This is a genomic window from Desulfosporosinus meridiei DSM 13257, from assembly GCF_000231385.2.
Classification (GTDB): domain Bacteria; phylum Bacillota; class Desulfitobacteriia; order Desulfitobacteriales; family Desulfitobacteriaceae; genus Desulfosporosinus; species Desulfosporosinus meridiei.
Genome location: NC_018515.1, coordinates 1,803,768 through 1,828,720, shown reverse-complemented (window position 1 = coordinate 1,828,720; position 24,953 = coordinate 1,803,768). Strand labels below are relative to the sequence as shown.

Sequence of the window (24,953 nt, the reverse complement as noted above, 5' to 3'; positions counted from 1 at the left end):
CCCTAAAAAATCTACATATCGTTGTCAGTAAAGATGATATTCTCCATCATAAACTCACGTCTTGGCTCAACTTGCTCACTCATTAAGATTCTCAGCTTTCGCTCAGCTTCAAGAGTATCATCTATTGTTACCTGAATCATACGCCTATTAACCGGATTCAGGGTAGTTTCCCAAAGTTGTTCCGGATTCATCTCTCCAAGGCCTTTGTAGCGAGATATTTTTGCCGTTTTTCCTAGTTCTTTGAGCTCTTTTCTTAACTCTTCATCGTCAAAAGCATAGCGTATGATTTTACCCCTCTCCTTCTCAATTTTATATAAAGGAGATTGAGCAATATAAACTCTTCCACTCAGAATCAGCGGTTTCATGTACCTATAGAAAAAAGTTAATAAGAGACATCTAATATGTGCTCCGTCAATATCAGCATCAGTCATAATACAAACCCTTGCATAATTACCTTTTTCTATGTCAAATTCCTTGCCAATTCCCGAACCAACGGCAGAAATGATACTTCTAATTTCTTCATTTTCTAAGACCTTATCAATCTTAGCGCGGTAGGTATTAATAACTTTCCCTCTCAAAGGAAGAATTGCTTGAAAACGTCGATCACGCCCCATTTTCGCCGAACCGCCGGCACTATCACCCTCTACAAGAAAAAGCTCATTGCGGGATTTATCTTTTCCGCTACAAGCTGCAAGTTTACCGCTCAAAGCCTTTATCTCAGCATCTCGAGCTTTCTTTTTTAATTCTTTGGCCTTCTTCGCAGCAAGTCTAATCAGGCAGGTTGTCAATGCTCTATTAATGACGTCCTTCGCTATTGAGGGGTTTTTTTCAAAAAATTGGGTAATCCCCTCATTGGTTATTGATTGAACGACACCTTCAACTTCCATGTTTGAAAGCTTCGTTTTTGTTTGACCTTCAAATTGAGGATCCTTGATTTTTAGAGAGAGTACACAGGTTAACCCATCCTTAAGGTCATCCCCGATGAGGTTTTCCTCTTTCTTGAAAATATTATTTTTTCTCCCATAGATGTTGAAGGCTTTAGTTAAAGCTGTTCGGAACCCCGACTCATGAGTTCCCCCCTCGTCTGTAGGGATATTATTGACATAAGAATGCAGGGATTCTTCATCACTATGATTGTACTGGATGGCACATTCCAGAACTACTTCATCTTTTTCCCCTGTAAAATAAATCGCTTTCTTATGTACTGGGGAAAAACCTGATTCATTAATTAAATGCTCTACAAAACCAATAATTCCGTTTTTTGAAGAAAATGTTTCAGATTTTAATTCCCCTCGAGTATCTGTCAAAATAATTGTCAAATCACTATTCAGAAAAGAAAGTTCCATAAGTCGACTTCTCAAAGTGTCATATTTAAAAACCGTGGTTTCTTTAAATATTAGCGGATCGGGTTTAAAGGTAACTATTGTACCTGTGCCTTTAATGCTTTTCTTGACAATAGCTAGATCGGACTTAAGCTGCCCTCCATCTGTGTATTCAACACGATATAATTTGCCGTTCCGTTTAATATCAACGGTCAAATAAACGCACAAGGCATTGACTACACTTGCTCCGACACCATGCAGTCCGCCCGAAGTTTTATAAGTCTCTCCACTAAATTTTCCTCCGGCGTGCAAGGTCTCAAAGGCCAAGCGCACAGCGGGAACTTTTTTGGAAGGGTGTATATCAACCGGAATTCCGCGTCCATTGTCCTCAATAGTTATCGAACCATCTTTATTAATAATCACTGAGATTTGATCACAAAATCCAGCTCCTGCCTCATCAATAGCATTATCAATAATTTCATAGGCTAAATGATGTAGTCCTCTGCTTCCGGTAGAGCCGATATACATGCCAGGACGTTTACGTACTGCTTCCAGTCCTTCTAAGACCTGAATAGAATCTGCGTTATATTGCTTCGCTGACAAGAACAGTTCACTCCTAACACTTTATAACAATAAAATAGACAATACGTACGATATCATCAAGTTAACCGTTTTGTCCAGATGTCTTGTCTTATTAATAACAAAAGAAGTTACAAGAAGCTGAGTTTTAGCGGTTTTAATGAGATAATAACTAAAATACCGCTAAAACTAGCACCACCAATTTATCAATTCTACACCGTTCTTCCGGCTTACTTAGTACCAATGCTTTGGGTAACGTCTCTTTGGTGACAAGTTATTGACAAGAACTCCGATTATCACAAGGATTATGGCCCCAACCAGAATTGGAGTAAAGATATAGATGGGTTCCGCTTGACTCAAGACAGCAAATAGGGCCGTAGCCCCACCGGGAGGATGAGTTGACTTAGTGAGAAGCATAACAACTAATGCCAGAGCAGTTCCCAAGGCAGGAGACCACCATGTTAACCCAAACACCATGACTGTCGCTACTCCCACCGCCGCAGACAATGTATGTCCCAAAACAACATTACGGGGTTGAGACAAAGGAGCATCCGGAACACCGTATATCAGGACTGCTGAAGCGCCAAAGGATGCTACAACAGGAAGTTCTAGCGTGTGAGCAAATAGAGTTATAGCTATTATTCCCAGAAAAGAGCCCAGCCAAGTCAAAATCGATTCCAACAGTGAAGGATAAGGAAGTGGAGGCCCTTTCTTTTCACCTTTCATTTTGGAAAGATAGTTTATCTGTAAAAATCGAACCATTTTTCCAAGGCATTCTAAATATCCCTTATTTAAGAAATCTACAGGGGCTACCGTTTTCCTTAATTCCTGCATTCACAACTCACTCCCAGCCTAATTGATACCTTATTATAGCCGGATCCGGATAGGGAAGCTGTGAAAAGGGTCACACTTATTAGTAAATATACCAATAATCTACTTTACATTCTCGAAAAGATTAGACTATAATTTTTAAGAACGCAAAGTTGCTGTGAAATAATATTTTGCTTTCGAGAATCGTTGACGGAGGTAATATTTTGACTGGTAAAACATTTGATGGATTGATTCACTGGCGAGACTTTAAGCTTAAGGTATTTTTTGAAGGAATTATCATAGGGCTTTTTTCCGGCTTAATTATTGTTGCCTTCCGATATGGTTTAGAACAGGCAGAGTCATTAAGGGAATTAATTTACCATACAACAAGTTGGTCCAGCTATAAAATAATAAGTTTAGCCCTTGGACTTGTATTCATAGCCTTCACACTGAATCTTATTGTTAAAAAAGAGCCCTTAGTAAGCGGGAGCGGTATTCCACAAGTAAAAGGCATCTTAACCGGGCACCTAAAAATCAAGTGGTTAACCGTTCTCATACTTAAATTCTTTGGAGGCATCCTGGCCATTGGCGCCGGTTTATCCTTAGGGCGAGAAGGGCCTTCCGTGCAAATAGGCGCCACAGTTGGTCAAGGAGTAAGCCGACTGTTAGGCCGTTTAAAAATAGAAGAGAAATTCTTAATTACCAGCGGGGCGAGTGCAGGTTTAGCAGCAGCCTTTAATGCACCCCTATCTGGCGTTATTTTTGCGGTGGAAGAATTAAACAAAAACTTTTCTCCAGCTATTTTGATGTCTACAGTTGCCGCCTCTCTCTCAGCAGATTTAGTAACTAAGCTATTTTATGGGTCATCTTCGGCTTTCAATTTTCCACAACTACCAATTCTGCCAGTCAATTATTATATTCACTTAATTGGATTAGGTCTAATAATCGGCCTTTTTGGCGGCCTTTTTAACCGTTCATTATTAAAGACCATGGAACTAAAGGATAAATTAGGTAGTCTCCCGAACACAGTAATTATTGCTATTCCACTGCTGATTGCCGGTGTTTTAGGTTACCTTCTTCCCGAAGTACTCGGTGGCGGTAATCAATTAATAGACTCTCTAAACCAACACTATTTCTCATTGAGCTTTCTTATCCTCTTAGTATTGGTGAAATTTTTCTTTACTTTAATCAGCTATGGGACAGGTGTTCCTGGGGGCATATTCTTACCGATCTTAGTCATTGGCGCTCTTACGGGTAATATTTATCACGATTTAATTGTTAATACTTTTCATATCAGCCCGCTCTACAGTAATAATTTTATAATTTTCGCAATGGCAGCCTACTTTACGGCGGTTGTTAAAGCGCCTATAACCGGAAGTATTCTTATTACCGAAATGACGGGCTCCTTTAGTCATCTGTGGGCGCTTATCACAGTTTCTACCGTCGCTTACCTAGCAAGTGATCTTTTAAAAACAAAACCAATATATGAAGCACTCTACGATCGAATCCTAGCCAAAAAACAACCTCTCCCTAAAAATGCCGAGACAATGATCTTAATCGAAACCATTGTTTGTTTAGGTTCGGAAATTAGTGGTAAAACTATCAAAACTATTGTCTGGCCCAAACATTGCTTATTAGTAAATATTAAACGCGGAGATCAAGAGATCATACCTCAAGGGGATACAAGAATTTATGCCGGAGATCATATCTTTGCTTTAGTCAACAAGAACTATGCCACGGAAATTGAACACTCTCTTTGTTCACTAACCATGGAAATTGATCATTTACCTTAATCCTCGCAAAATAGATAGTCAGTTTGTAAAAAATCGCAAACAAGCGACCCCTCACCTAAACTGTGAGAGTGGTCGCTTGTTTATTGCAGAAACCAATCAATCATACGGACTGGTTATTTCTTATCCTCTTGCCAATTATCTCCCTTTCTCAGCAGCCATTCTTCTAAACTTTTCCTTAATGTTTTCCGGAGGTATAGCTATTTCTGATCGGCGAGACATGACTAAGGATTCGCTTGGGCAAGCTTGTGAACATACTCCACAACCAATACAAACTTCATTGCTTATGACTGGGATAACTGTACCATCTTCTTGATTCGTCATAGTAATGGCATGAATGTGACATTTTTCCTCACAAATACCGCAGCCAACACAACTTTCCAAATCCGGGGATGGGATGAAATTACTGGGATGAGTGGCGAAGACTTGCTGTTCATTGATACCGCGCAATACTTTGCAGCAACAACCACAGCAATTACAAATATAGGTTGGTTTATTCATGACATTATCACATAGATGGACTAACCCCAGTTCCTGGGTTTGTTTAAGGACATTTAACAAGTCCTCCACCGTTGCCGGCTTCCCTAGCCCTTTGCGGACTATCCATTCCGCTGCCCCACCTAGAGAGATGCATACCTCCGTCGGAGCATCACAAGCTGTACCTAAATGTGATGCCTCATGACGACACGCGCAAGTCGTAATCGCACCTCCGCCTGATTGCCTGATTACTTCCGTTGCCTTCTCATAGTCTAATACTTCAGTTTCAACTGCCAAGGGGATAACATTTTCATAGATAAGAGTCCGCATTACTTTAGTATCCATACCGGCAATTTCTTTCATTACACCTGGGCTGTGAAAATACGTTTCAAATAACTCGGCCAACTCTTTTAAATCAAGCTGACTTCCAGTGCGCATAAAGGTATATTCAAAGAATCCGACTAACATGGGTGTTAACATATAATAGAAGGTATCTTTGCGCGGTATATCCAGTACCAAGCCTTTGTCTGACATTCCGTCTAATATAATTTTTAATTCTGACTCTTCAATGTCAGTCAGAGCTGAAATCTTTTTTAAAGGCATAGGAATTGAAGAAAATTTGCTGCCTACTAAAGCTTCATTTTCTGTATAAAGTCGATGAAGAATCGCCATCAGATGTTCGTTAATAGGCGCTCCTTCCGGTGTTTTGCTTAGGCGCTCAGCCAGCGCGTTATAAATCTCTTCTTTAGAATTAATAATATGACCCATGCTGATTTACCCTCCTCAAGCGAGATTCGAAGCCAGACACACGAAAATAACAACGCAACTTGAACTTCCCCAGCCTTACGTCTTTCGCACCTCTAACTTCACACTCTTGCTTCGATTATTTAATCCCCTCTGAATAAGCCTCATGAATTGCATCGAGAACCTTGCGCGGCTTTGCAGCATCTCCAATAATACTAATTTTCTCTAACTTATCTTGTAATGCGTTATAGAGTTCATTTTCTGAACGGGAGCCTATAGCTAATACAACAGTATCTGCAGGAATAACCTTTTGAGTATTGTCATTGGAACACTCTACTAAAACTCCATCCGGATGAATTTCCAGCACCGTGTGTTTATCCAAGCAGTTTACTTTATGGCGCTTCAAATCTGCCAACATTGACCAACGGGTACTGGCACCGATATCTCTCCCAATTCCTTTGGCCATCTCTAAAACAGTAATCTTTTTCGTTCCTCGTGTCAACAACTGATGAAGCTCTTGATCTGTTTCGGCTTGTTGTTCCATCAGAAACCGCAAGGTATCGCTATTCAATGTACCTGCTTTCGCTAAAAGCAAAGCCGTATCCACCCCAACAGCCCCACCCCCGACAATAACTACATTCCGTCCTGTCTTTTCACGACCTAATAATACATCCCAGGCCTGCAGTACCTTTACCCCTTCGGTAATTTTTATGGATGGTGTAATAGGGCGCGCTCCGGTGGCAATAACTACCCGCTCAAACTCTCCATTCTGAACTGCGGACAAGATCGTCTCTGGTGTAGCCTTTATATTATAGTGAATTGTTACCCCAAGCTCCCTACAGGCGTTAACCAAGTAATTTCTAAAGTATAGGAAGTCTTGTCGTTCCGGAGGAGCTGCAGCTAAGGCCAATTGTCCGCCGGCCTCCCCACTCTCTTCCCAAATTGTTACCTTATGACCACGAAGTGAAGCGACTCTCGCAAACTCCATTCCTGCACAGCCGGCTCCAACCACAAGGATTTGCTGTCTGTCAACAGATTGACCGATAGAACCATGTTCAAACTCTCTTCCAGCCTCAGCATTTACCAAACAGCTGACCGGCTTAAGGCGGAAAATATTGTCTAAGCAGCCTTGATTACATCCTATACAAGGACGAATTCTATCTGATTGTCCACTTTTCCCTTTATTGGGCAAGTCAGGATCAGCTAACAGTGGTCTTGCCATACCGACAAAATCTGCCAAACCCTCCTCTAAAATACTCTCTGCTAGTTCAGGAGAGTTTATTCGATTACAGGCAATAACCGGAATAGAAACCGCCTGTTTAATGCCATAAGCAAGATAAGTGTAAGTTCCGGGAGGCACATTCATGGTGAGCTGAGGTACTTGAGTTTCATGCCATCCTCCAGTTACATTAAGGGCATTAACCCCGGCTTTCTCCAGAGCTTGACAGAAGGCTCGGGATTCTGAATTGGTGTTGCTGCCAGGTACGAAATCATTACCGGCTACTCGTACAATCATAGGATAGTCCGGTCCGACTGCTTTGCGAACCGCCTCTACCACTTCTAGTCCAAAGGTCATACGGGCCTCTAGGTCTCCACCATAACGATCTTTTCGCTGATTGGTTACCGGAGAAAGAAATTGGGATATTAGATACCCAGCACTAGCTATAATTTCAACTCCATCGAATTCGGCTTTTTGCGCAATTATAGCAGCTTTGACAAATGAAGCAATTATTTCCTGAATTTTTTCCTCGGTAAGTTCTTCCGGGGTTTGCCCTGTCAATTTGGAAGCAATTGGAGAAGGAGCTACTGAAGGCTTACCGGTGAGAGCGGGATGGGCGTATCTCCCTGCTTGATAAAGCTGGGGAACAATCTTTGCCCCTCCCGCGTGGACAGCATCAACTAACTGACGCAGGCCCGGAATATATCTTTCATCATCTAATTGAATCATTCCAAAGGCATTTCCAATCCGATCGATTCCACACCCACCTATAATAATTAGACCTACTCCACCTCTAGCTCGTGCGCGATAAAACTCAATCAGTTGATCATTGACCTCTCCATTTAGACTATAACCTAAATGCATTGGAGTCATGACCAAATGATTGCGCAGCTCAAGTTTTCCAATTTGAGCTGGTGAAAATAAAATTGACATCAAGAACCCTCCTCATAATATTTTCCTCTAAGTAACCCAAGCAAGCTCATTTCAGGCAATAAGGTTTGAATATTCAGTTATTTTTATGGAAAATTTTTAACATTCCCCCTTCAATAAATATAATAATTTGAAGATTGATGCCTAATCCAAAGAAAGCTTTTCTAGAACTCTCTCAAAGGTGGCAAACTCCTCTTCCGTGAAGCGCTCTTTAATTTCTTGGTCAAGCTTTTCAGCTAAATGGGCCATTTCGATGATGTTCTCCTTAGCTTGTTCCGTTAAAAATACCAGGAGGGATCGTCTATCCTCCGGGTCATTTCCTCTTTCCACTAAGTCAAGCCGTTCCAAGCGATCCAAGATGGAGGTAAGGGTAGATCCATCCATTTCTAAACTTTTGGCAAGTTCCTTAAATTTAAGGCCGTCTTTTTCCCACACCGCGCTCAAAACATAAAATTGAGATGGAGTTATTCCATACTGGGAAAGGTTTCCTTCATAATATCTATGTACCTTTCTCATTACTCTGCTTAGTTTGTAGCAAACATATCTTGATGGATTTCTGCTGTTCTCATTTGTCAAAGTGTTATTCACCTCATTAACCATTCATTTTAGGTGAGTATTATCCATTCCTTAAGAATGGTTCTGAAAATCTGTTTGTACAATAATTAATTGTAGCCCAATTGTTTGTATACCAACAATTTTATAACTAGAGTATAACCTATTTTGACTTTTTTGACAATAACTATCCTGCTCCTTTAACCGCGGAAAAAGCGTTCTCCCTCCACTCTATTAGACCGTGGAGGGAGAACGCTTGCTGATTGTTTTACACGACTTCTATATTTCTTCCTGTAAACTGGCTATTGTAAAGATCTGCGTAGAAACTTTTCCTAGCCAGCAGATCTTTATGACTGCCCATCTCAATGATACTCCCCTGATTCATAACCAGAATTAGCTCTGCATCTCTGATTGTAGAAAGCCTATGGGCAATGACAAAGCTAGTTCTGCCCTTCATCAGTTCAGTCATAGCCTTTTGGATATAAACCTCTGTTCGTGAATCAACGCTGCTTGTAGCTTCATCCAGGATAAGGATGACAGGGTTGGCTAAGATAGCTCTGGCGATTGTCAATAGCTGCTTTTGACCCTGGGATATATTTGAAGCTTCTTCATTTAAGATTGTGTTATAACCTTCCGGAAGTGTTTTGATAAAATGGTGAGCGTGAGCAGCTTTTGCCGCATTTATAACCTCTTCTTCACTAGCGTCTTCACGCCCGTAAGCAATATTCTCATAGATTGTGCCATTAAATAACCAGGTGTCTTGAAGAACCATACCGAACATACTGCGTAAAGAACCGCGTTTGATATCCCTGATATCAATTCCATCGATGGATATCTTGCCATTGCTGATCTCATAAAAGCGCATTAACAAATTTACTAGTGTTGTTTTACCTGCACCTGTTGGCCCTACAATTGCAATCGTACTTCCTGGTTTAACATCAACATTGATTTTTTTCAGGAGCTCTTCTTCTTCTTTATAGCTAAAATCCACATTTTCAAAGCGCACATTTCCTTTGGGGAACGGAACTAACTTAGCCTCAATATCATCGGAGACTTCTTCAGTCTCATCAAGCAGTTCAAAAACACGTTCAGCCGATGCAATGGTTGATTGAATAATATTCACAATATTTGCCGTCTGAACAATGGGTTGGGTAAACTGTCTTGAATATTGAATAAAGGCTAAAATATCTCCGATGCTGATCATGTTTCTTGTTGCAAAAACACCACCAACAACACAAATCATCACATACCCGAGATTACTTACAAATCTCATAAGAGGCATTATGATCCCGGAAATAAACTGTGCTTTATAGCCTGCTTGGTAGAGTCTTTCATTAATTGCCTTAAACCTTGCAAAGGTCTCGTCCTCGTGCCCGAATGCTTTGACAATTTTGTGTCCGGCATAGGCTTCTTCAACAAGTCCGTTAAGTTCACCTAATGACTTCTGTTGTGCAGAAAAGTGTTTCTGGGAACGCTTTGCAATTTTAATCGTAACTACCATATAAAGAGGCAAGGTCAAAATCACAATTAAAGTTAGTAATGGACTTATCGACAACATCATTACGATAACCCCTATTATAGTAACCAGCGAGGTTATCAGTTGGGTAAGGCTTTGTTGCAGAGTGGTAGAAATATTGTCAATATCATTGGTAACACGACTTAAAATCTCGCCATGAGTCCGGGCATCAAAGAACTTAAGTGGAAGGCGGGAAAGCTTCTCATCTACTTCCTTGCGCAGCTTGTAAACAGTCCTCTGGGCAACTCCGGCCATGATATACTGCTGCAGGTAGCTAAATGCAGCACTGATAATATACAAACCAATCAGGATTAACACTATCTGACCAATATAGGTGAAATCCAAGGAAGGAACAGACTTCCCAGTCTGTGCTGCTACCATTTTTGCACCTAGACCTTCGCCGATTTTCGTAACCCCTTTCCCCATGATCTTAGGTCCAAGGATGCTAAAAATTGTACTAAGGCTGGCAGTTATAAAAACAAACAAAAATTTTGTTCTCTGGGGCTTTAAATATTGCAGCAACCTCCTAAGAGTTCCTTTAAAATTCTTGGCTTTTTCTACGGGTTTTCCTAGCGCCCCCATAGGCCCGCCCTGTTTTCCCCCAGGAAGTCCTTTTTCATTGTTTGTATTACGGTCTTGACTCATCCTACTTCCTCCTCAGACAATTGTGAAGCTACAAGTTCACGATATACTCTGCAATTGTTCAACAGTTCCGCATGAGTGCCAATACCTGCAATAATTCCTTCATCTAAAACAATAATTTTATCAGCTTCCCTCACAGTGGGTACGCTCTGAGCGATTAAGAAAACTGTTGCCTTTTCAATCTCTGGTCTTAGCGCCGCGCGTAGTTTGGCATCAGTTTTAAAATCCAAGGCTGAAAAGCTATCGTCAAAAATGTATATCTCCGGTTTTCGTACGAGAGCACGGGCAATAGAAAGCCGTTGTTTCTGGCCTCCAGAAATATTGGCTCCCCCTTGGGCAATGGCATGATTAAAACCTGCTTCCATATTTAGAATAAATTCTGTAGCTTGGGCCACATCTGCTGCATGCTTCATTTCTTCTAAACTAGCATCTTGTTTTCCATATTGAATATTTTCGGCAATTGTCCCTGAAAAAAGAACAGTCTTTTGTGGGACAAAGCCTATCTTTGCTCTTAATGCTTTCTGGCTCATATCCTTAACATTGATTCCATCGATAAGAATACTCCCCTTTTCTACATCGTAGAAACGACTGATCAAATTGATTAAGGTCGATTTACCTGATCCTGTCCCTCCAATAATTGCCGTCACCTCACCTGGCTTGGCAACGAAATTGAGGTTGCTAATAGCAGGCTGATCTGCACCGGGATACCTAAAGGAAACATCTTTAAATTCAACCAGTCCTTTTCCTTGAGTCACTGTTATCGGCTCATGAGGATCTTTGATATCTAAATCTGTCTCGAGCACTTCATTAATCCTGACCGCAGAGACCTGAGCACGGGGAATCATGATAAACAACATCACTAACATTAACAATGAGAATAGGATCTGGGTTGCATATTGGATAAACGCTAAAAGCGATCCGATCTGCATGGCTCCCGAGTCAATTCTGATAGCTCCGAACCAGACAAGAGCTACCGTCGTTAAATTCATAATCAACATCATGGCAGGCATTAAGGCAGCCATAATTAGATTGATTTTAATGGCGTTCTGCATTAAATCCGCATTAGCATCATCGAATCGAACTTTTTCTTTCTCGATGCGATTAAATGCTCGTATGACCCTAATGCCGGTCAGGTTTTCTCTTAAAACAAGATTTAACTTATCAAGCTTTTCCTGCATTAATTTAAAAAGGGGCAAAGCTCTAAATAACGTTCCTCCAATAATTGCAAACAATACCGGTATTACAACAACTAAAACCCAGGATAAGGATATATCTTGTTGCAAGGCCATAACAACTCCACCGATACTTGTAAGGGGGGCCGTCACCATCATCGTAAGGATTAAAACTGATACTTGCTGCATTTGGTTAACATCATTAGTTGTTCTTGTAATAAGTGTTGCTGTGCCAAATTTATCAAACTCATGCAAGGAAAAGCTTTCAACTTTGCTAAAGAGCTTTTGGCGAATTATTTTCCCAAAGCCTATGGATGTTCTAGCAGACAGATAAGCAGCAATAATTGCACAAATAGTTCCTCCTGCGGCAATAAGCAGCATAAAACCACCGGTCTTTAGGATATAATTAATGTCTTTACTCACAATTCCTATATCAACTAGGTTAGCCATTAAGGTTGGCAAATAAAGGTCAGATATAACTTGAACAAAAAGCAGCACTACTACAGCAGCGATATATGCTGTATAAGGTTTGAGCAATCTAAATAGCTTAAGCATAAATCTCACCTCAGTTGATATTAATCTTTATCATATTCTCTTAATAGATTTCTCAGGGTACTCAATCCCTCGTATACTTTTTCAAGGTCTTTGGAGCTGCCTTTGCTCAAAACGTTTTCCATCTTTCTCTCAAATTTTACGTGAAAGCATTCATGCATGTCCTTGAAATTTGGGGTTATACTCACATAGACCACCCGCCGGTCGGTTTCACTTCTTAATCTTTCTACCATGCCCTGTTTTTCAAGCCTGTCAACAATACCTGACACGGTACTATTTGACAGATTCATTTTGCTGCTCAGCTCATTGATTTTTAATTTTTTTTCTTTACTTAAGAACCCAAGAACCATGCCTTGGGGTGGAGTTATGCCCACGTCTTCAAACACTTTACTCATACTGCTTCTAAAGAGCATCATTACTTCCTGAAAAAGACTTGCGACCATTGCACTTTTATTTTCGTTTTCCATAAGCTCCTCCATTAACTTGAAATGGTATCACAATCATTTCGTATAGAAATATTTCGCACACGAAGGATATTACTCCTAAACTATCTAAATGTCAAATTAAAAGATTTAGGTCAAATTATTCAATAATAAGTAAAAGCCAAAAAAGATGATTCCTGTTTAGCAGAAATCATCTTTTTTGGCTTTTACTTATCTGACAATCCCACGGTTGACAAAATCTTGTTTGAGAACCTCCAACCTTCGTGTACCATCAATCCGTTTTTGTCTCATTTCCTCTTGAATTGCCTTCGTATCCTCGATACCCTTTACAATAGTTTGCCATGATTTTTCTAAGGTTTCAATATTTACCGAACTGCCCGTGGCCAGTTTGGCAACCATTTTCGATTGAAGGGCAGTGTTTTCTGCGTTTCTAAGTAACAGCTCATTTGTTTTCTCATCTAAGGCGCTCATTGCTTTAGCCTGAACTGATTGGCGTTTTAGCATAATTGCCTGAACCAAGCACTGTTTGAAGATAGGCATAGTAATAACGAATGCTGAGTTAATCTTACGAACCAAGTTATAGTTACCATACTCTATAGCTTTGATGGTGGGCATACTCTGGACGGCAACGTTTTCAGCCAGCTGTAGATCATAAATTCTCTGTTCCATTATTTCTTGAACATGCAGCAAGTTATTAACGTTCATTTGATCAACTTGGTTTCCTGTCTCGTTCGCTCTGGCTTGAGCTGCTGGAACAATATTATTCTTAAGCTCGGCAAGAACAACTTGACCGGCATAAATGTATTGTCCTAACTGCTCATAATACTCGACGTTTTTATTAAACATGTCTTCCAGATGTTTGTTAGCAGCACCGATTTCGGCTTCATATTTCTTAAGTGTCACAAAGACCTTGTCAACTTCATCCCCCATGGAGTTGTATTTTTTAAACAAAGCATCGACAGTGTTTTTAGCTTTAGAAAAAATCTTTTCAAAAAAGCCGGGAGGTTTGTCCTCAAAATCCTTAATATCAAACTTGTCCATAATCTTATTAAGCTGAATTAGCAATTCGCCTGAATCTTCAACTTTAGTTGACTGCATGGAATGCAAAATAGCATCAGAAAACCTAGAAACTTCTTCAGCTGTGTTTTTGCCAAATGTCATTATCGAGTTAACATCTTCCAGATTAATTTGTCGTACGATACTGCGAACTTCCTGACTCTCCATGACCTTAGTCTTAACTTCATTTTTCTGCTTTTCGATATCAAACTCCGGAATTGGGGCTGGGACTAGACTTTTATCTTCCGTCAAAGTTGTAGTAAATCCTTGAATCTCCATCGAAGTTCCTCCTCAAATTTTTTTTATTAAAGTAAATTTTGCAGTAAACTCGAATCTATCGCAGATGAAAGAAACGTGATAATAGCCCTGGTTTTTGGGAAGAAGCCCCTGGGATATCAGCTAAAGAGGGCATATCCAAATCGAACTTGACCTGTGGAAGCTGAAAAAGATCAAAGAAACATGGCTTAATGTATTGATCAATGGTTTTGTAGCTCGTTGGAGTTAAAACTAGGATATCTAGACCAATACGGTTAAAATATGCAAGGATAATGCCATCGCTTTCACTGAAGGATTGTTTTTTATGATCATAAATCACGATTTTGGGAATCTCTTGAGGAAAATCAAAGACTTCGATCAGCTTTAGAATTTCATCGTCCATCGTTAACATAGTCATAATCATCTTTAGCTTAAATTTGTCATCTACAGCTGTTACAAACAGGTCAGAGCCAATTAGTTCATTAATTTTTCCAATTAAAAAATGCTGTAAGGGTGCTCTAAGATGGTTAAATTTATAATGCTTGCTCATTATTACTTTTGCTTCATTCAAAAGCCCCTGGTCGGTTAATAAATAACTCGCCTGATATAGTTCCTGTTTAGTGTAATTTACGTTTGTGAAGGGCAGACCACTTACAAGCTTAGTATTTGGGGCTGATGAGAGGTTTCTTAAGTCCTGCCAATAAGAATTTAAGTCTTCGCTAACTCCGTTAATTTTAGCAAATAAGTTAGGTACATAAACTTTTTTGTTTTGAATTTTGAACTCCGGTCGCAGTTTTGCAGGTTCTCTCCATAATATCTTAAGTTCATCAAAGGTAGTTTTAAGGGTGATGGGTTGAGTTCCATAATTTTCGAACTGCCATGGCTTGAAAAGCCCGACATCTTCTCCATATATTACTTCCTCAATTTCTTTAGAGGCATTGTAAGCAATTGTACTTTTACGAATGTATCTTTCTTCAGTCGGAAAGGATTCCAAGGCCAGATTATGGGAATTCTGAATCAGATGGGTCAGCTCATTATCCTTATCAAAGATTTGAAAGGTTTTGTCCCCCTCTTTTTCCGAATGAACAAAAAGGACATCACACCCTAACCTATGGAAGGCATATAAGAGAAAAACTTCGTGGGCTTTAATCTGACCATGGAACAATATTTTGGGATTATGATCCGGGTTCTGGCTTAAGGAGGCTTTTGGAAATAATTGAACCACATACCGGTTCAACCAAGTGACTATTTTCAATGAAAAATTTGAAACTATCGATAAGTTAGCATTTTTGATTTTCTCAGCAAAAAGATCAACTATCTCAACAAACGTCTTTTTAATTGTGTTATCGAAAAGCTCATTATTGAATTGCGGAAGTATCTCTGCTCTTAAAATTTGTTCAATGACCTCTGATCTATCTTTAAAAGGATAACTGCTAAACCCAGAGGGAATGGAGGAATTCTCATCCGCACTAGGTGCCGGAATACCATCAATAAACTTCAGATAATTCCCCAGTAACTGTAGAGATCGATCCAAGTCATAGAGACTATTATAATACTCTGCCTCCCAATCATCGGAAGAGACCGGTATGCCAATGTAACGAACAAAATAAGTTGGCAGTATGGGATAGGGATGCCCTATGTAACCACTTCGCATTTTTAGAGGAACAAGCATTTCTTGGAATATAGTCTCAGTTCTCTTCAATTTAACGATAACTATTGGATCATTTAGGTTAATTAAATCTCTTGGCTTTTGTTGGTCTACCGGCAACTCAGGTTCCTTCTTTATAGCCTTTGGTAAGTCCTTTTCCCTTACTTCTTTCTTAGCTTTCTCAGGAAATGAACGTATTGGTAGGTCTTTGGAATATTTGATAAGCATCGAGTACTCATTGTTCTTATCTACGAATTCAAGTTCGTCTCTGAATGTAGTATTGAGTACAAGTACATCACAGCCGATAAGGGACATTAGAATAAGGTAATATACTTCATGTTTCTTTGGGCTACCCCAGTAAATCACCTTAGGATTATAGGGGGACTTCTTAAGAATTTTTTTGCCGTAATCTCCAAACCAGAGCAAAAGCTTAGTCCCGAAGTTTACAGCCATACTTAAATTAATCTCAAATTCATTGGCTATGTAGAGATTAAAAATTGTATCAAAGGCATTTCTTATCCATCGATTCAACTCGCTGTTTGAGCTTAAAGAAAAATAACCCTGAGAATCCAATAGATTTGCTAGGGCTCCATTGCTAAAGTCTTTAAGGGGAACAGGCTTAAATAACTGCCTTAATCGTTCAATAACGCTCAAATCAGTACTTACCGGAATGGAATTGTCAAATAGAATATAGTTATCCGTAAGTTTTAATTCTTGGTGTAAACTTGTAATTCGAGTCAGATACTCTGTCTCGTCATCGCATCCAATAATTCTATAAAAATATACATCGTACTTAGTACCCCTTTCCTGCAAAGGAGACAGTATATCTTTAAAAATATTATTGGATTGTTTTAAAACAGTCCTATTTCCATTACTGATCTCCGTAGCTTCTCCCTCCTTATTCTTGCCAGGACTCCCAAATAGTTGGTTCATAACCAACGGTAGCCTGCTTGCCATTTCTTACAATAGGGGTATTATACAGACTGGGGTTATTTAGCAGCATCTCTTCTTTACCGCTGGGAGAGATAATCTGATTCATATTTAATCTTTTATAATCTTTAGAGCTTACATCAATCAATTTATTCAAGCCTACTGCCGTTTTTACACTTTGGAGTTCACCTTTACTTAAGCCCTTTATCCCTAAGTCAATAAATTGATAGTTTATTTTTCGTTCTTTAAAATACCGTTCTGCTTTTTTAGTATCAAAACATTTTTTGACTCCGAATATTTGTATGTTCATTTCCTATTGTCGTCTCCTCATAAAAACATCTAATAAGATTATGGCAATATTCAATCTAAGTGATACTTAGTCTTTAAATTATTCTACGCAATATATCGAATCCCTTCAAAAATAAGCGAAAAAATGGAAATCCCAAATTTAATAAACGCCTCCGGCCCTTAAAGGCTAGAAGCGTTATAGTTAGAGATTAGAGATTGCAACCCCTATTTTATATTAATTACAGCCATCGTACACCTTGAAACACAGATTAACTGCTCGTCCTCATCCGTGATCTTAATATCCCAAACCATGGTCGTCCTCCCTTTGTGCAAAGGAGTTGCAATTGCTTTAACACTTCCATCCCGCTTAGCACGAATATGATTAGCGTTAATCTCTAAGCCAACTGCCTGCTGAGAATCTTGGTTTATGAGGTTATATGTCCCCACACTAGCCACTGTTTCAGCTAAGGCAACTGATGCTCCTCCGTGCAGCATTCCGAAAGGCTGCCTATTTGCCCTGGAGATCGGCATTACCGCAACAACTCGTTGTTCATTTAATTCTACGATTTGGATTCCTAGAGCCTCCATAAGTGTATCCTTAGGAATCGGTCTGTTTATAACTTTTTCCATAAATCCTCCCTGTTAGGCAAATAAATACCCTCCATTAACTTATTTTCCTCTTAAGCAACCACAATATTACGACTATTCCATTTATTAAGGAACAACGCGGCCAAATGGTGCACCGGTGCATCATTTGATTTTAACTCCATGGGCACGGTTTGTGACGCCAAAGGCTGTTTTCCATGCACACATTTATTTAAAACACTACCCGTAAACCCTTGCGATGTCTAGACTTTTCGATTAATTTGAATGCCCTAATAGACTATTCTAGTATATATGAAAAGGTATCTACCTTCAAGCGTACTATAAATTCACTCAATTCTTCAGTTTCATTTCTATGAACGTAAAGTGAAAACGGTCTCTTCCACTTTTACAGCGAAAGCAGACCGTTTTTTAATTGAAATAACTATTTTTCTGCAAATATTCTAGTTATTTATTGTCTTTAAGCTTTCGATATAGCATGGTCCGGTGGATTCCTAACCTTTGAGCTGCTTCCCTTATCCGCCCTCCGCATTCAGCGAGCACTTGATTGATATACTCTTCTTCAACAGATTTTATGACATTTTTTAGAGTACCTTGATAATCCCTACTAATTTGTTGACATCTTTGCTCGTTTTTTAAACTAGGCTTTCTATTTACGAGAGAATCCTCATCAAAATTCAGAATGTCACTGGAAGAAGTAATGACCAATCTCTCAATAACATTTCGTAACTCACGCACATTTCCTGGCCAATTATAATTAAACAATAGCTGCGTTGCTTGGGTAGAGAATTGTTTCTTTAAGGAGTACTTTTTATTTAATTCTTCTAGGAATTTATGAGCAAAGGCCAGGATATCTTCCGGCCGATCTTTAAGTGCCGGTAAATTAATTGGTATAACATTAAGTCTATAGTACAAATCACTTCTAAACTGCTTCTGATTAATCATTGTTTTTAAATCTCTATTCGTTGCTGCAATGAATCGAACATTAATATTGTGAATATTTGTATCTCCTAGCCTTTTAATCTCGCTGGATTCTAAGACTCGCAAGAGTTTTGACTGCATAGATAAAGGCAATTCAGCAAGTTCGTCTAAAAACAAAGTCCCTTTGTCGGCTATCTCAAACAATCCCGGTTTTCCCTGGGGATTTGCTCCGGAAAAGGCACCTCTTACATAGCCAAAGAATTCAGACTCCAGCAAATCATGAGGGATAGCAGCACAGTTAACCGGAATAAACGGCTCCTTGGATCGATAACTATTTCTATGGATATGTCTTGCCATAACTTCCTTACCGGTTCCAGTTTCTCCAATTAGCATAACCGTACTGTCAGTTTTAGCAATGACATTGCTTGTTTTAATAATTTGTTTCATCTGGGGGCTCTCAGCCACTATTTCCTTGTTTCCGGAATCCACTTCACTCAAGTATTCTACAGCTGTCTTATATCTGTGAACAATTGATCGTTCTTTTTCAAGAGCTGCTATATATTCTTCGACTAAATCTTTATCTCGGGCATTGGTGATTACCATGACAATCTCTCCTTTTTCATCCAGAAGAGGTTTGCTTGTCGCCATTTCCTGGATACCATGTTTATTTCTTACGATGCCCGAAACTACGGTGCGAGTTTTAATGGCCTTCATGGTTGGTGACCAATCGTAGGCGCCCTTTTTGACGAGATTCTCTACGTTTTTGCCGATTAATTCTTCCGTAGTATAACCCATAAATACTCCCGTCCCTGAATTGGCTAAGAGAACGTTACCGTATTTATCAGTAACAAAGATTGAGTCATATGAGTTATCAATGATCTGTTGTAAAAACTGTTGTCCTGGAGTTGGTTCTAGTTTTCCTAAGAGAAATTCCTGTTGCTTGGCCCGAGACTTTTCTTGTTCAGAACCAACAATCACTTATTATCTCCACCTCTCTACAATAATGTATATTGAATATTCTGTATATTATAGCTGATTCCTTCTCTATCCTTAAATACATTCTTCGACTAAATCATCACTACGTGTGATTAAAACAGCCTTCTAGGTCAATAACTTATTTCCCTAAAAGGCTACAAGATTTATTTTCAGATATTAACTATTTCATCGGTTCTTAAATACTGGAGGGCGTTTATTGATGAACGCATCAAGCCCTTCCTGTAAATCTTCTGTCCTGAAAATCTTTTCAACATGCTGCATTTCCATTTCTAAGGCTTCCTGTAATGGAAGCTCCGTTCCCTTGTTTACAAGCTGTTTAGCATAAGCCATAGCCACTCCAGCACCCTTAGCTAATTTATGAGCCAGTTTAAGGGCTTCTTCTAAAGCAGTCCCTAAAGGTACTACCTGATTAACAAGTCCAATCTTCAAGGCTTCTTCTGCCGTAATGACAGTGCCTGTAAATAATAGCTCTTTGGCTTTAGATTGCCCAATTAACCTGGCCAGTCTTTGTGTACCTCCTAGTCCAGGAATTAGACCTAAAGTCACTTCCGGTAAACCAAGTTTCACCTTTTCATCAGCGATTCTAAGATCACAGGCTAATGCCAACTCACATCCCCCACCAAGAGCTAACCCATTTAGAGCTGCAATCACTGGTATGGGTGCTTCCTCCAAGTAAGCAAACATTTCCTTATAAATTGTGGCATTTTCTCTTGGTCCAAATTCCATCTGCTTAGGAAAATCTTTGATATCTGCACCTGCGACAAAACATTTTGATCCCGCCCCTGTAATCACTAATACTCGAAGATCCTTCGCTTGCCTAATTTCCATCAAAATTTTTTTCAACTCTTCTCTGACCTCTAGGGTAAGTGCGTTCACCGGAGGGTTATTGATTGTAATGACTCCCACACTTTCTATTATTTGAAGTTCAACGACTTTACTGTCTGACATCCCAGTTCCTCCTTTATTATTAAAAATACGAGTAAAAACCCTTCCCTGTTTTGCGCCCATAATGTCCGGCTTGGACTAACCTCATTTCTTCAATTTCATCATCAATGTCAATTAATGCCGCTAACCACTTTGCACGGTTATCTTTGTTCTCACTTAAATTCATCAAAACTTTCTCTCGCTGAAGAAGTAAAATTTCTGTGCGGGTCAAACTAATCCGACTCCCCTCCCTAGCTAAGTTATTTAGATTCAAGGCTGCAAAAACTTTGCAGCCTTGAAAGAGAATTTGAGACTATTAAATCAAGATACCTTAATGACTAAAGCTGCCCCCGTATCTCCTGCTGCACACCCAGTGAACAAACCAAAACCTCCACCTAAAATTGCCAGCTCCTCGATCATCTCTATAATAGCTCGACCGGCAGTAGGTCCTTGAGGATGCCCATAAATCAGGGAGCATCCGTAATTATTCATTGTCATTACGTCGATACCCATCTCATTGGCCATGTATAAATCATTAGCTGTGAAGGGATTGTGAGTTTTAATCGCTTTCACGTCTGTAATACTAACTCCCGCTTTCTCTAAGGCCATTCTAGCTGCCGGCACAACTGCCATTGCCATGTGAGCTTTTTCCGCTCGCGCAAAACCATAAGCTAAGATCTGCACTTCGATATTTTTATCCGTACTTAGGGCGCGGGCTTTTTCCCTTGTGGTAACGATAAGTCCGCAGTTGCCATCTGCCGGGTGAGTTTGAGCTCCAAATGAGTGGACACCGCCAGGTATGACGGATTTCAAAGCAGTTAACCCTTCCAAGGTTGTAGGAGTTACCCCTTCATCAGCTTCAACAATTCCGATTTTCTTTTTACTGATTTTAAAGTCAACAGGGATCATATAACGTTTTTGAAATGCACGATCATTGACTAAGGCATCTTGATATTGTTCATATCGTCTGGCAGTAACCTTATCTACATCCTCCTTAGTAATTCCTCCTGCTTTATTAACGACGTTTTCAGCAGTCTGTAGCATGGGCACACCTCTCCAAGGGCCGCCATCAAAGTTATCCATCATCCAACTTTCTGCGATCATTTCACCACCGGGGCCCTTTGGATTGGGCCAAACTGTGAAGGGTCCGTTAGAACACCGATCAGTGAGCATACAAAATGAGGTTTCGTATAGCCCAGTTTCGATAGCCGCAGACGCTTGATTTAGAACAGTTGTAGACGTAGAGCAGGCCTGGGTAATGTGCATTCCAGATATATCAGGATTTCCCATTAGATAGGCCGCCCAAGGAGCATCATAAAAGGTATATAGTTGGCCGATAGTTTTGCCGAAAACTAAATATTCAAAGATCTTGGGATCTATTTCTCGTGATGCAAGCCATTTTTTAGTTGTCGCAGCTGCCAATTCAACAGCATGTTCATTCTGCAAGCTACCCTGCCAACGGACGAATGGAGTGCTGTAGTAACCACCATAAGGAATAAACACTTTAGTATACATTTTTTAAAACCTCCCTAAATTAGCTATTAATTGACGGTGAATCCAACCTCTATAAGTGGGTGGGCCTCGAAAATATGTTTAATTTCGGCAAAACGAGTTCATAAGTTATTTATTATAGTCGTACCAGCCAGCCCCCGTCTTTTTACCAAGCCGTCCTGCCCGAACGATAGCCTTTATCGCCTGGGGAGGATTCCATTTCATGTCCTTCGATTCATTAAATAAATAATCAGCAACATGAACTGAGATTTCTACACCAGTAAAGTCCATCAGTTCGAAGGGACCCATCGGATAATTCAAACCCAACTTAACTGCTGTATCAATATCGGCTGGAGTTGCTATTCCTTCTTCCACAATACGAATTGCTTCAAGAAATTGAGGCATCATTATTCGATTTACAATAAAGCCGGGAGTATCCTTCTGAACGACCACCGGAGTCTTGCCCATTCCCTGAGAAACCTCTGATGCTAATCTGACAGTTTCATCACTGGTGTAATACCCTCTAATCACTTCTACCAATCTCATAATCAAGGGTGGATTAAAGAAGTGTAAACCGACCACCTTATCCGGGCGTTTGGTGGCAGAAGCTAAGGTAGTAATCGACATTGATGAAGTATTAGAACCAAAAATTGTATCAGGGCCACAAATTGCATCAAGTTTTTCAAAAGCCTTCTTTTTGACGTCCATATCCTCGAAGATTGCCTCAATCACCAGGTCTACTGAGGAAAGATCCTCCATATTTGTTGTTATGGTAATCCTCTTCAGGGCCGTTTCCTTTTCATCGACGGTCATTTTCTGTTTTTGTATGCTTTTGTCCATGAAACCAGCTATTCTTTTAACTGCACCTTCGACGAATCTTTGTTCAACATCACATAGTACAACCTCAAAACCTCTCGCAGCTGCTAAATGCGCTATTCCACCCCCCATTGACCCAGCACCTAATACCCCAACCTTTTTAATCATGACGCTTTCCTCCAATTTAATTATTATATTTTAACTATTCTGTAAACTATTATTGCAACTTGCATGCCAACCTTGCTTCCTACGTAAACCCTCTTGTAAACCCCATTTAAGAATTTAAGTCCTTGTAACATCGTTGAAAGTGTAAAAATCTTTTACGATTATGTAAAAAATCTTTATAGTAATGAAATCTCCAATTATTTAAGGCTGCAAAACTTGCAGCCTCTTAACAATTTAGACAATATATTTTCCCACTTTGGAAATAGCAAAGGCAATCTCTTGTCTTAGAGCTACCGTGTTTCGAATTGAAAAATGCGTTATTTTTTTAAGGTTTTCCAGCAAATATGTTAATTGTTCACCTTCAGCAAGAGCCGTTAAGGTTTCTCTTGCGGTGTATTCTAATATTCCTATGGTTGAATTAATATACGCCATAGCCATATTCAGCTTAAGTCTGGCATTGGCCTCACCTTGATTAACAACTGCCTTTTGCGCTCTAAGCCATGCACTCTCCATGGCAAATGCTTGGATAGCCAGATCCGCTAAACTTCCAATAATTTCTTGATGCTTTGGCAAATTCTTTCCATACTTCTGGATACCGGCTCCCATGGTCAATAAGAAAATATCCTTGGCAGCCTGAACTAACCCTTCCTCTCCTTCTCGGAGAATATTCCCCCCAGCAATTTTTTCATGAAGTTTAGTTATTTGTTCGATAAGAGGCAAATCCCCCTTTGCTTCTCTGCGCATTAAGGTTACCGGGATTATGGTTCGATTAATTTCATTCGTACCCTCAAAGATCCGGTAAATTCTGGCATCCCGATAAAGCCTTTCAATAGTGTATTCCGCACTAAAGCCGTATCCGCCATGAATTTGCACCCCCTCATCAACGGCATAAGCCAGTGCCTCAGTTGCAAAAACCTTGTTCATTGAACACTCCAGAGCATATTCCTCTATACCTTTGGCAGCAACTTGACCTCCGTCCTCACCTGATGTATCCAGGCTATTCATCATGTTTTCTAAGAGTCCGCCAGTACGGTAGACCATACTTTCTGTTACGTAGATTTTGATCGCCATTGTGGCTAACTTCTCTTTAATCAGACCAAATTCAGCTATAGGAGTTCCGAATTGCTTGCGCTCATTAGCATAGGTAGCTGCCAATTCTAGGGCGTATTTAGCATTACCGACAGAATTTGCAGCAAGTTTGTAGCGACCTAAGTTGAGAATATTAAAAGCAACAACGTGTCCTTTGCCAATTTCATATAGCAAGTTTTGCGCAGGCACTTTTACATCTTCTAAAATCACTGAACGGGTAGAAGATCCTTTAATCCCCATCTTCTTTTCTTCAGCCCCAGTCGTCAGGCCTTCCGAATTCCCATCCACAATAAAGGCAGTAAATTTGTCCCCATCAATTTTCGCATAAACGATGAATATATCCCCCATCGCCGAATTAGTAATAAACTGTTTAGTCCCATTTAGAACATAATATTTCCCATCAGAACTCAACTCAGCTCTCGTCTTAGCTGACAAAGCATCAGATCCCGCTCCCGGTTCAGTTAAGGCATAGGCGCCAACTTTTTTCCCCGATGCTATTCCTGGCAGATACTTCTTCTTTTGCTCATGAGTACCAAACATAACTATTGGCATACTGCCGATACCGGTTTGACCACCTTGAGTCATAGCGAAGGAACCGGATCGTCCCATACACTCGGCAATTATTGTAGTGCTGATTTTATCCATTTCCATGCCGCCGTACTCGTCTGAAATATCTGCTCCGTTAAGACCTAACTCACCGGCTGCCTCCAACAGTTCCCTGATTAAACCCTCTTTTTTGGCTTCCAATTCATCCATCTGGGTTAGAACTTTGTCCGTAACAAAACCAGCAGCCGTTCGGTAAATCATTTTGTGTTCTAAGGAAAAATCCTCTGGAGTGAAAATATCCTGGGGGTTTGTTTGACTAAAAAGGAAGCTGCCTCCCTTAGGTAAATTGCTCATTTTATTCTCTCTCTCCCTTCTTTGATTAGCTCTGATAAGGTCTTTTGGTCAGGCGGCTTCATCCACATCCGTGCAAGACCAGTTAATTAGTGCGAAGACAGTGTCTTCGTACCCAGCATTCCG

At 40.0% G+C, this 24,953-nt stretch carries 19 protein-coding genes; 1 reads left to right on the top strand and 18 read right to left on the bottom strand.

Annotated elements, in window-relative coordinates; genetic code table 11:
- Nucleotides 1-11: 11 nt before the first annotated feature.
- Together DESMER_RS08395 and DESMER_RS08390 are read right to left on the bottom strand one after the other, a co-directional pair.
- On the bottom strand, nt 12-1,925 hold the full coding sequence (locus DESMER_RS08395; protein WP_014902624.1) for a DNA gyrase/topoisomerase IV subunit B: 1,914 nt from the start codon (nt 1,923-1,925) through the stop codon (nt 12-14).
- Between the two features lie 210 nt (nt 1,926-2,135).
- Nucleotides 2,136-2,735 carry an HPP family protein gene (locus DESMER_RS08390; RefSeq protein ID WP_014902623.1) on the bottom strand — a complete coding sequence of 200 codons (600 nt, stop codon included), beginning with the start codon at nt 2,733-2,735 and terminating at the stop codon, nt 2,136-2,138.
- A gap of 200 nt (nt 2,736-2,935) precedes the next feature.
- Here DESMER_RS08390 and DESMER_RS08385 point away from each other — a divergent pair, with 200 nt between their 5' ends.
- Nucleotides 2,936-4,504: a ClC family H(+)/Cl(-) exchange transporter gene (locus DESMER_RS08385; protein WP_014902622.1), complete on the top strand. Its 1,569-nt coding sequence runs from the start codon at nt 2,936-2,938 to the stop codon at nt 4,502-4,504.
- 135 nt (nt 4,505-4,639) lie between these two features.
- Here the strand turns inward: DESMER_RS08385 and DESMER_RS08380 are convergent, their stop codons facing one another.
- From DESMER_RS08380 to DESMER_RS08305, 16 genes are all read right to left on the bottom strand, one after another.
- Complete coding sequence (locus DESMER_RS08380) at nt 4,640-5,746, bottom strand: 4Fe-4S dicluster domain-containing protein (protein ID WP_014902621.1); 1,107 nt, start codon at nt 5,744-5,746, stop codon at nt 4,640-4,642.
- Between the two features lie 115 nt (nt 5,747-5,861).
- Entirely contained in the window at nt 5,862-7,874 is a 2,013-nt protein-coding gene (locus tag DESMER_RS08375) for an oxidoreductase (protein ID WP_014902620.1), read from the bottom strand.
- 141 nt (nt 7,875-8,015) lie between these two features.
- Entirely contained in the window at nt 8,016-8,447 is a 432-nt protein-coding gene (locus tag DESMER_RS08370; protein WP_242831069.1) for a MarR family winged helix-turn-helix transcriptional regulator, read from the bottom strand.
- 244 nt (nt 8,448-8,691) lie between these two features.
- Complete coding sequence (locus DESMER_RS08365; RefSeq protein ID WP_014902618.1) at nt 8,692-10,584, bottom strand: ABC transporter ATP-binding protein; 1,893 nt, start codon at nt 10,582-10,584, stop codon at nt 8,692-8,694.
- Nucleotides 10,581-12,308: an ABC transporter ATP-binding protein gene (locus DESMER_RS08360; protein ID WP_014902617.1), complete on the bottom strand. Its 1,728-nt coding sequence runs from the start codon at nt 12,306-12,308 to the stop codon at nt 10,581-10,583. Before DESMER_RS08360 ends, DESMER_RS08365 begins: the two co-directional genes overlap by 4 nt.
- Before the next feature lie 20 nt (nt 12,309-12,328).
- Entirely contained in the window at nt 12,329-12,772 is a 444-nt protein-coding gene (locus tag DESMER_RS08355) for a MarR family winged helix-turn-helix transcriptional regulator (RefSeq protein WP_014902616.1), read from the bottom strand.
- Between the two features lie 186 nt (nt 12,773-12,958).
- The gene (locus DESMER_RS08350) at nt 12,959-14,083 is read right to left on the bottom strand and encodes a toxic anion resistance protein (protein WP_014902615.1); all 1,125 of its coding nucleotides are present in this window, start codon (nt 14,081-14,083) and stop codon (nt 12,959-12,961) included.
- Nucleotides 14,084-14,138: 55 nt separating this feature from the next.
- Nucleotides 14,139-16,640 carry a YceG family protein gene (locus DESMER_RS08345; RefSeq protein ID WP_014902614.1) on the bottom strand — a complete coding sequence of 834 codons (2,502 nt, stop codon included), beginning with the start codon at nt 16,638-16,640 and terminating at the stop codon, nt 14,139-14,141.
- Nucleotides 16,606-16,947: an arsenate reductase family protein gene (locus tag DESMER_RS08340; protein WP_014902613.1), complete on the bottom strand. Its 342-nt coding sequence runs from the start codon at nt 16,945-16,947 to the stop codon at nt 16,606-16,608. The genes DESMER_RS08345 and DESMER_RS08340 overlap by 35 nt, the downstream gene beginning before the upstream one ends.
- A 203-nt stretch (nt 16,948-17,150) precedes the next feature.
- Entirely contained in the window at nt 17,151-17,555 is a 405-nt protein-coding gene (locus DESMER_RS08335) for a PaaI family thioesterase (protein ID WP_014902612.1), read from the bottom strand.
- A 420-nt stretch (nt 17,556-17,975) separates the two neighbouring features.
- Complete coding sequence (locus tag DESMER_RS08330; RefSeq protein ID WP_014902611.1) at nt 17,976-19,427, bottom strand: sigma-54 interaction domain-containing protein; 1,452 nt, start codon at nt 19,425-19,427, stop codon at nt 17,976-17,978.
- A 183-nt stretch (nt 19,428-19,610) separates the two neighbouring features.
- Nucleotides 19,611-20,393, bottom strand: coding sequence for an enoyl-CoA hydratase/isomerase family protein (locus DESMER_RS08325; protein ID WP_014902610.1), 783 nt, complete (start codon nt 20,391-20,393; stop codon nt 19,611-19,613).
- A 19-nt stretch (nt 20,394-20,412) separates the two neighbouring features.
- A complete protein-coding gene (locus tag DESMER_RS08320) occupies nt 20,413-20,601 on the bottom strand; it encodes a hypothetical protein (protein WP_042333549.1) in 189 nt (62 codons plus the stop codon).
- An 89-nt stretch (nt 20,602-20,690) separates the two neighbouring features.
- Complete coding sequence (locus DESMER_RS08315; protein WP_014902609.1) at nt 20,691-21,884, bottom strand: thiolase family protein; 1,194 nt, start codon at nt 21,882-21,884, stop codon at nt 20,691-20,693.
- Nucleotides 21,885-21,989: 105 nt separating this feature from the next.
- On the bottom strand, nt 21,990-22,844 hold the full coding sequence (locus DESMER_RS08310; RefSeq protein ID WP_014902608.1) for a 3-hydroxyacyl-CoA dehydrogenase family protein: 855 nt from the start codon (nt 22,842-22,844) through the stop codon (nt 21,990-21,992).
- A gap of 231 nt (nt 22,845-23,075) precedes the next feature.
- Nucleotides 23,076-24,830: an acyl-CoA dehydrogenase family protein gene (locus tag DESMER_RS08305; RefSeq protein ID WP_014902607.1), complete on the bottom strand. Its 1,755-nt coding sequence runs from the start codon at nt 24,828-24,830 to the stop codon at nt 23,076-23,078.
- Nucleotides 24,831-24,953 lie beyond the last annotated feature (123 nt).

Bases quoted from the DNA above. Each gene is read 5' to 3' on its own strand.
- DESMER_RS08390 (WP_014902623.1), bottom strand. From the start codon at position 2,735: ATGCAGGAATTAAGGAAAACGGTAGCCCCTGTAGATTTCTTAAATAAG.
- DESMER_RS08380 (WP_014902621.1), bottom strand. From the start codon at position 5,746: ATGGGTCATATTATTAATTCTAAAGAAGAGATTTATAACGCGCTGGCT.
- DESMER_RS08375 (WP_014902620.1), bottom strand. From the start codon at position 7,874: ATGTCAATTTTATTTTCACCAGCTCAAATTGGAAAACTTGAGCTGCGC.
- DESMER_RS08365 (WP_014902618.1), bottom strand. From the start codon at position 10,584: ATGAGTCAAGACCGTAATACAAACAATGAAAAAGGACTTCCTGGGGGA.
- DESMER_RS08360 (WP_014902617.1), bottom strand. From the start codon at position 12,308: ATGCTTAAGCTATTTAGATTGCTCAAACCTTATACAGCATATATCGCT.
- DESMER_RS08355 (WP_014902616.1), bottom strand. From the start codon at position 12,772: ATGGAAAACGAAAATAAAAGTGCAATGGTCGCAAGTCTTTTTCAGGAA.
- DESMER_RS08350 (WP_014902615.1), bottom strand. From the start codon at position 14,083: ATGGAGATTCAAGGATTTACTACAACTTTGACGGAAGATAAAAGTCTA.
- DESMER_RS08345 (WP_014902614.1), bottom strand. From the start codon at position 16,640: ATGAACCAACTATTTGGGAGTCCTGGCAAGAATAAGGAGGGAGAAGCT.
- DESMER_RS08340 (WP_014902613.1), bottom strand. From the start codon at position 16,947: ATGAACATACAAATATTCGGAGTCAAAAAATGTTTTGATACTAAAAAA.
- DESMER_RS08335 (WP_014902612.1), bottom strand. From the start codon at position 17,555: ATGGAAAAAGTTATAAACAGACCGATTCCTAAGGATACACTTATGGAG.
- DESMER_RS08325 (WP_014902610.1), bottom strand. From the start codon at position 20,393: ATGTCAGACAGTAAAGTCGTTGAACTTCAAATAATAGAAAGTGTGGGA.
- DESMER_RS08315 (WP_014902609.1), bottom strand. From the start codon at position 21,884: ATGTATACTAAAGTGTTTATTCCTTATGGTGGTTACTACAGCACTCCA.
- DESMER_RS08310 (WP_014902608.1), bottom strand. From the start codon at position 22,844: ATGATTAAAAAGGTTGGGGTATTAGGTGCTGGGTCAATGGGGGGTGGA.
- DESMER_RS08305 (WP_014902607.1), bottom strand. From the start codon at position 24,830: ATGAGCAATTTACCTAAGGGAGGCAGCTTCCTTTTTAGTCAAACAAAC.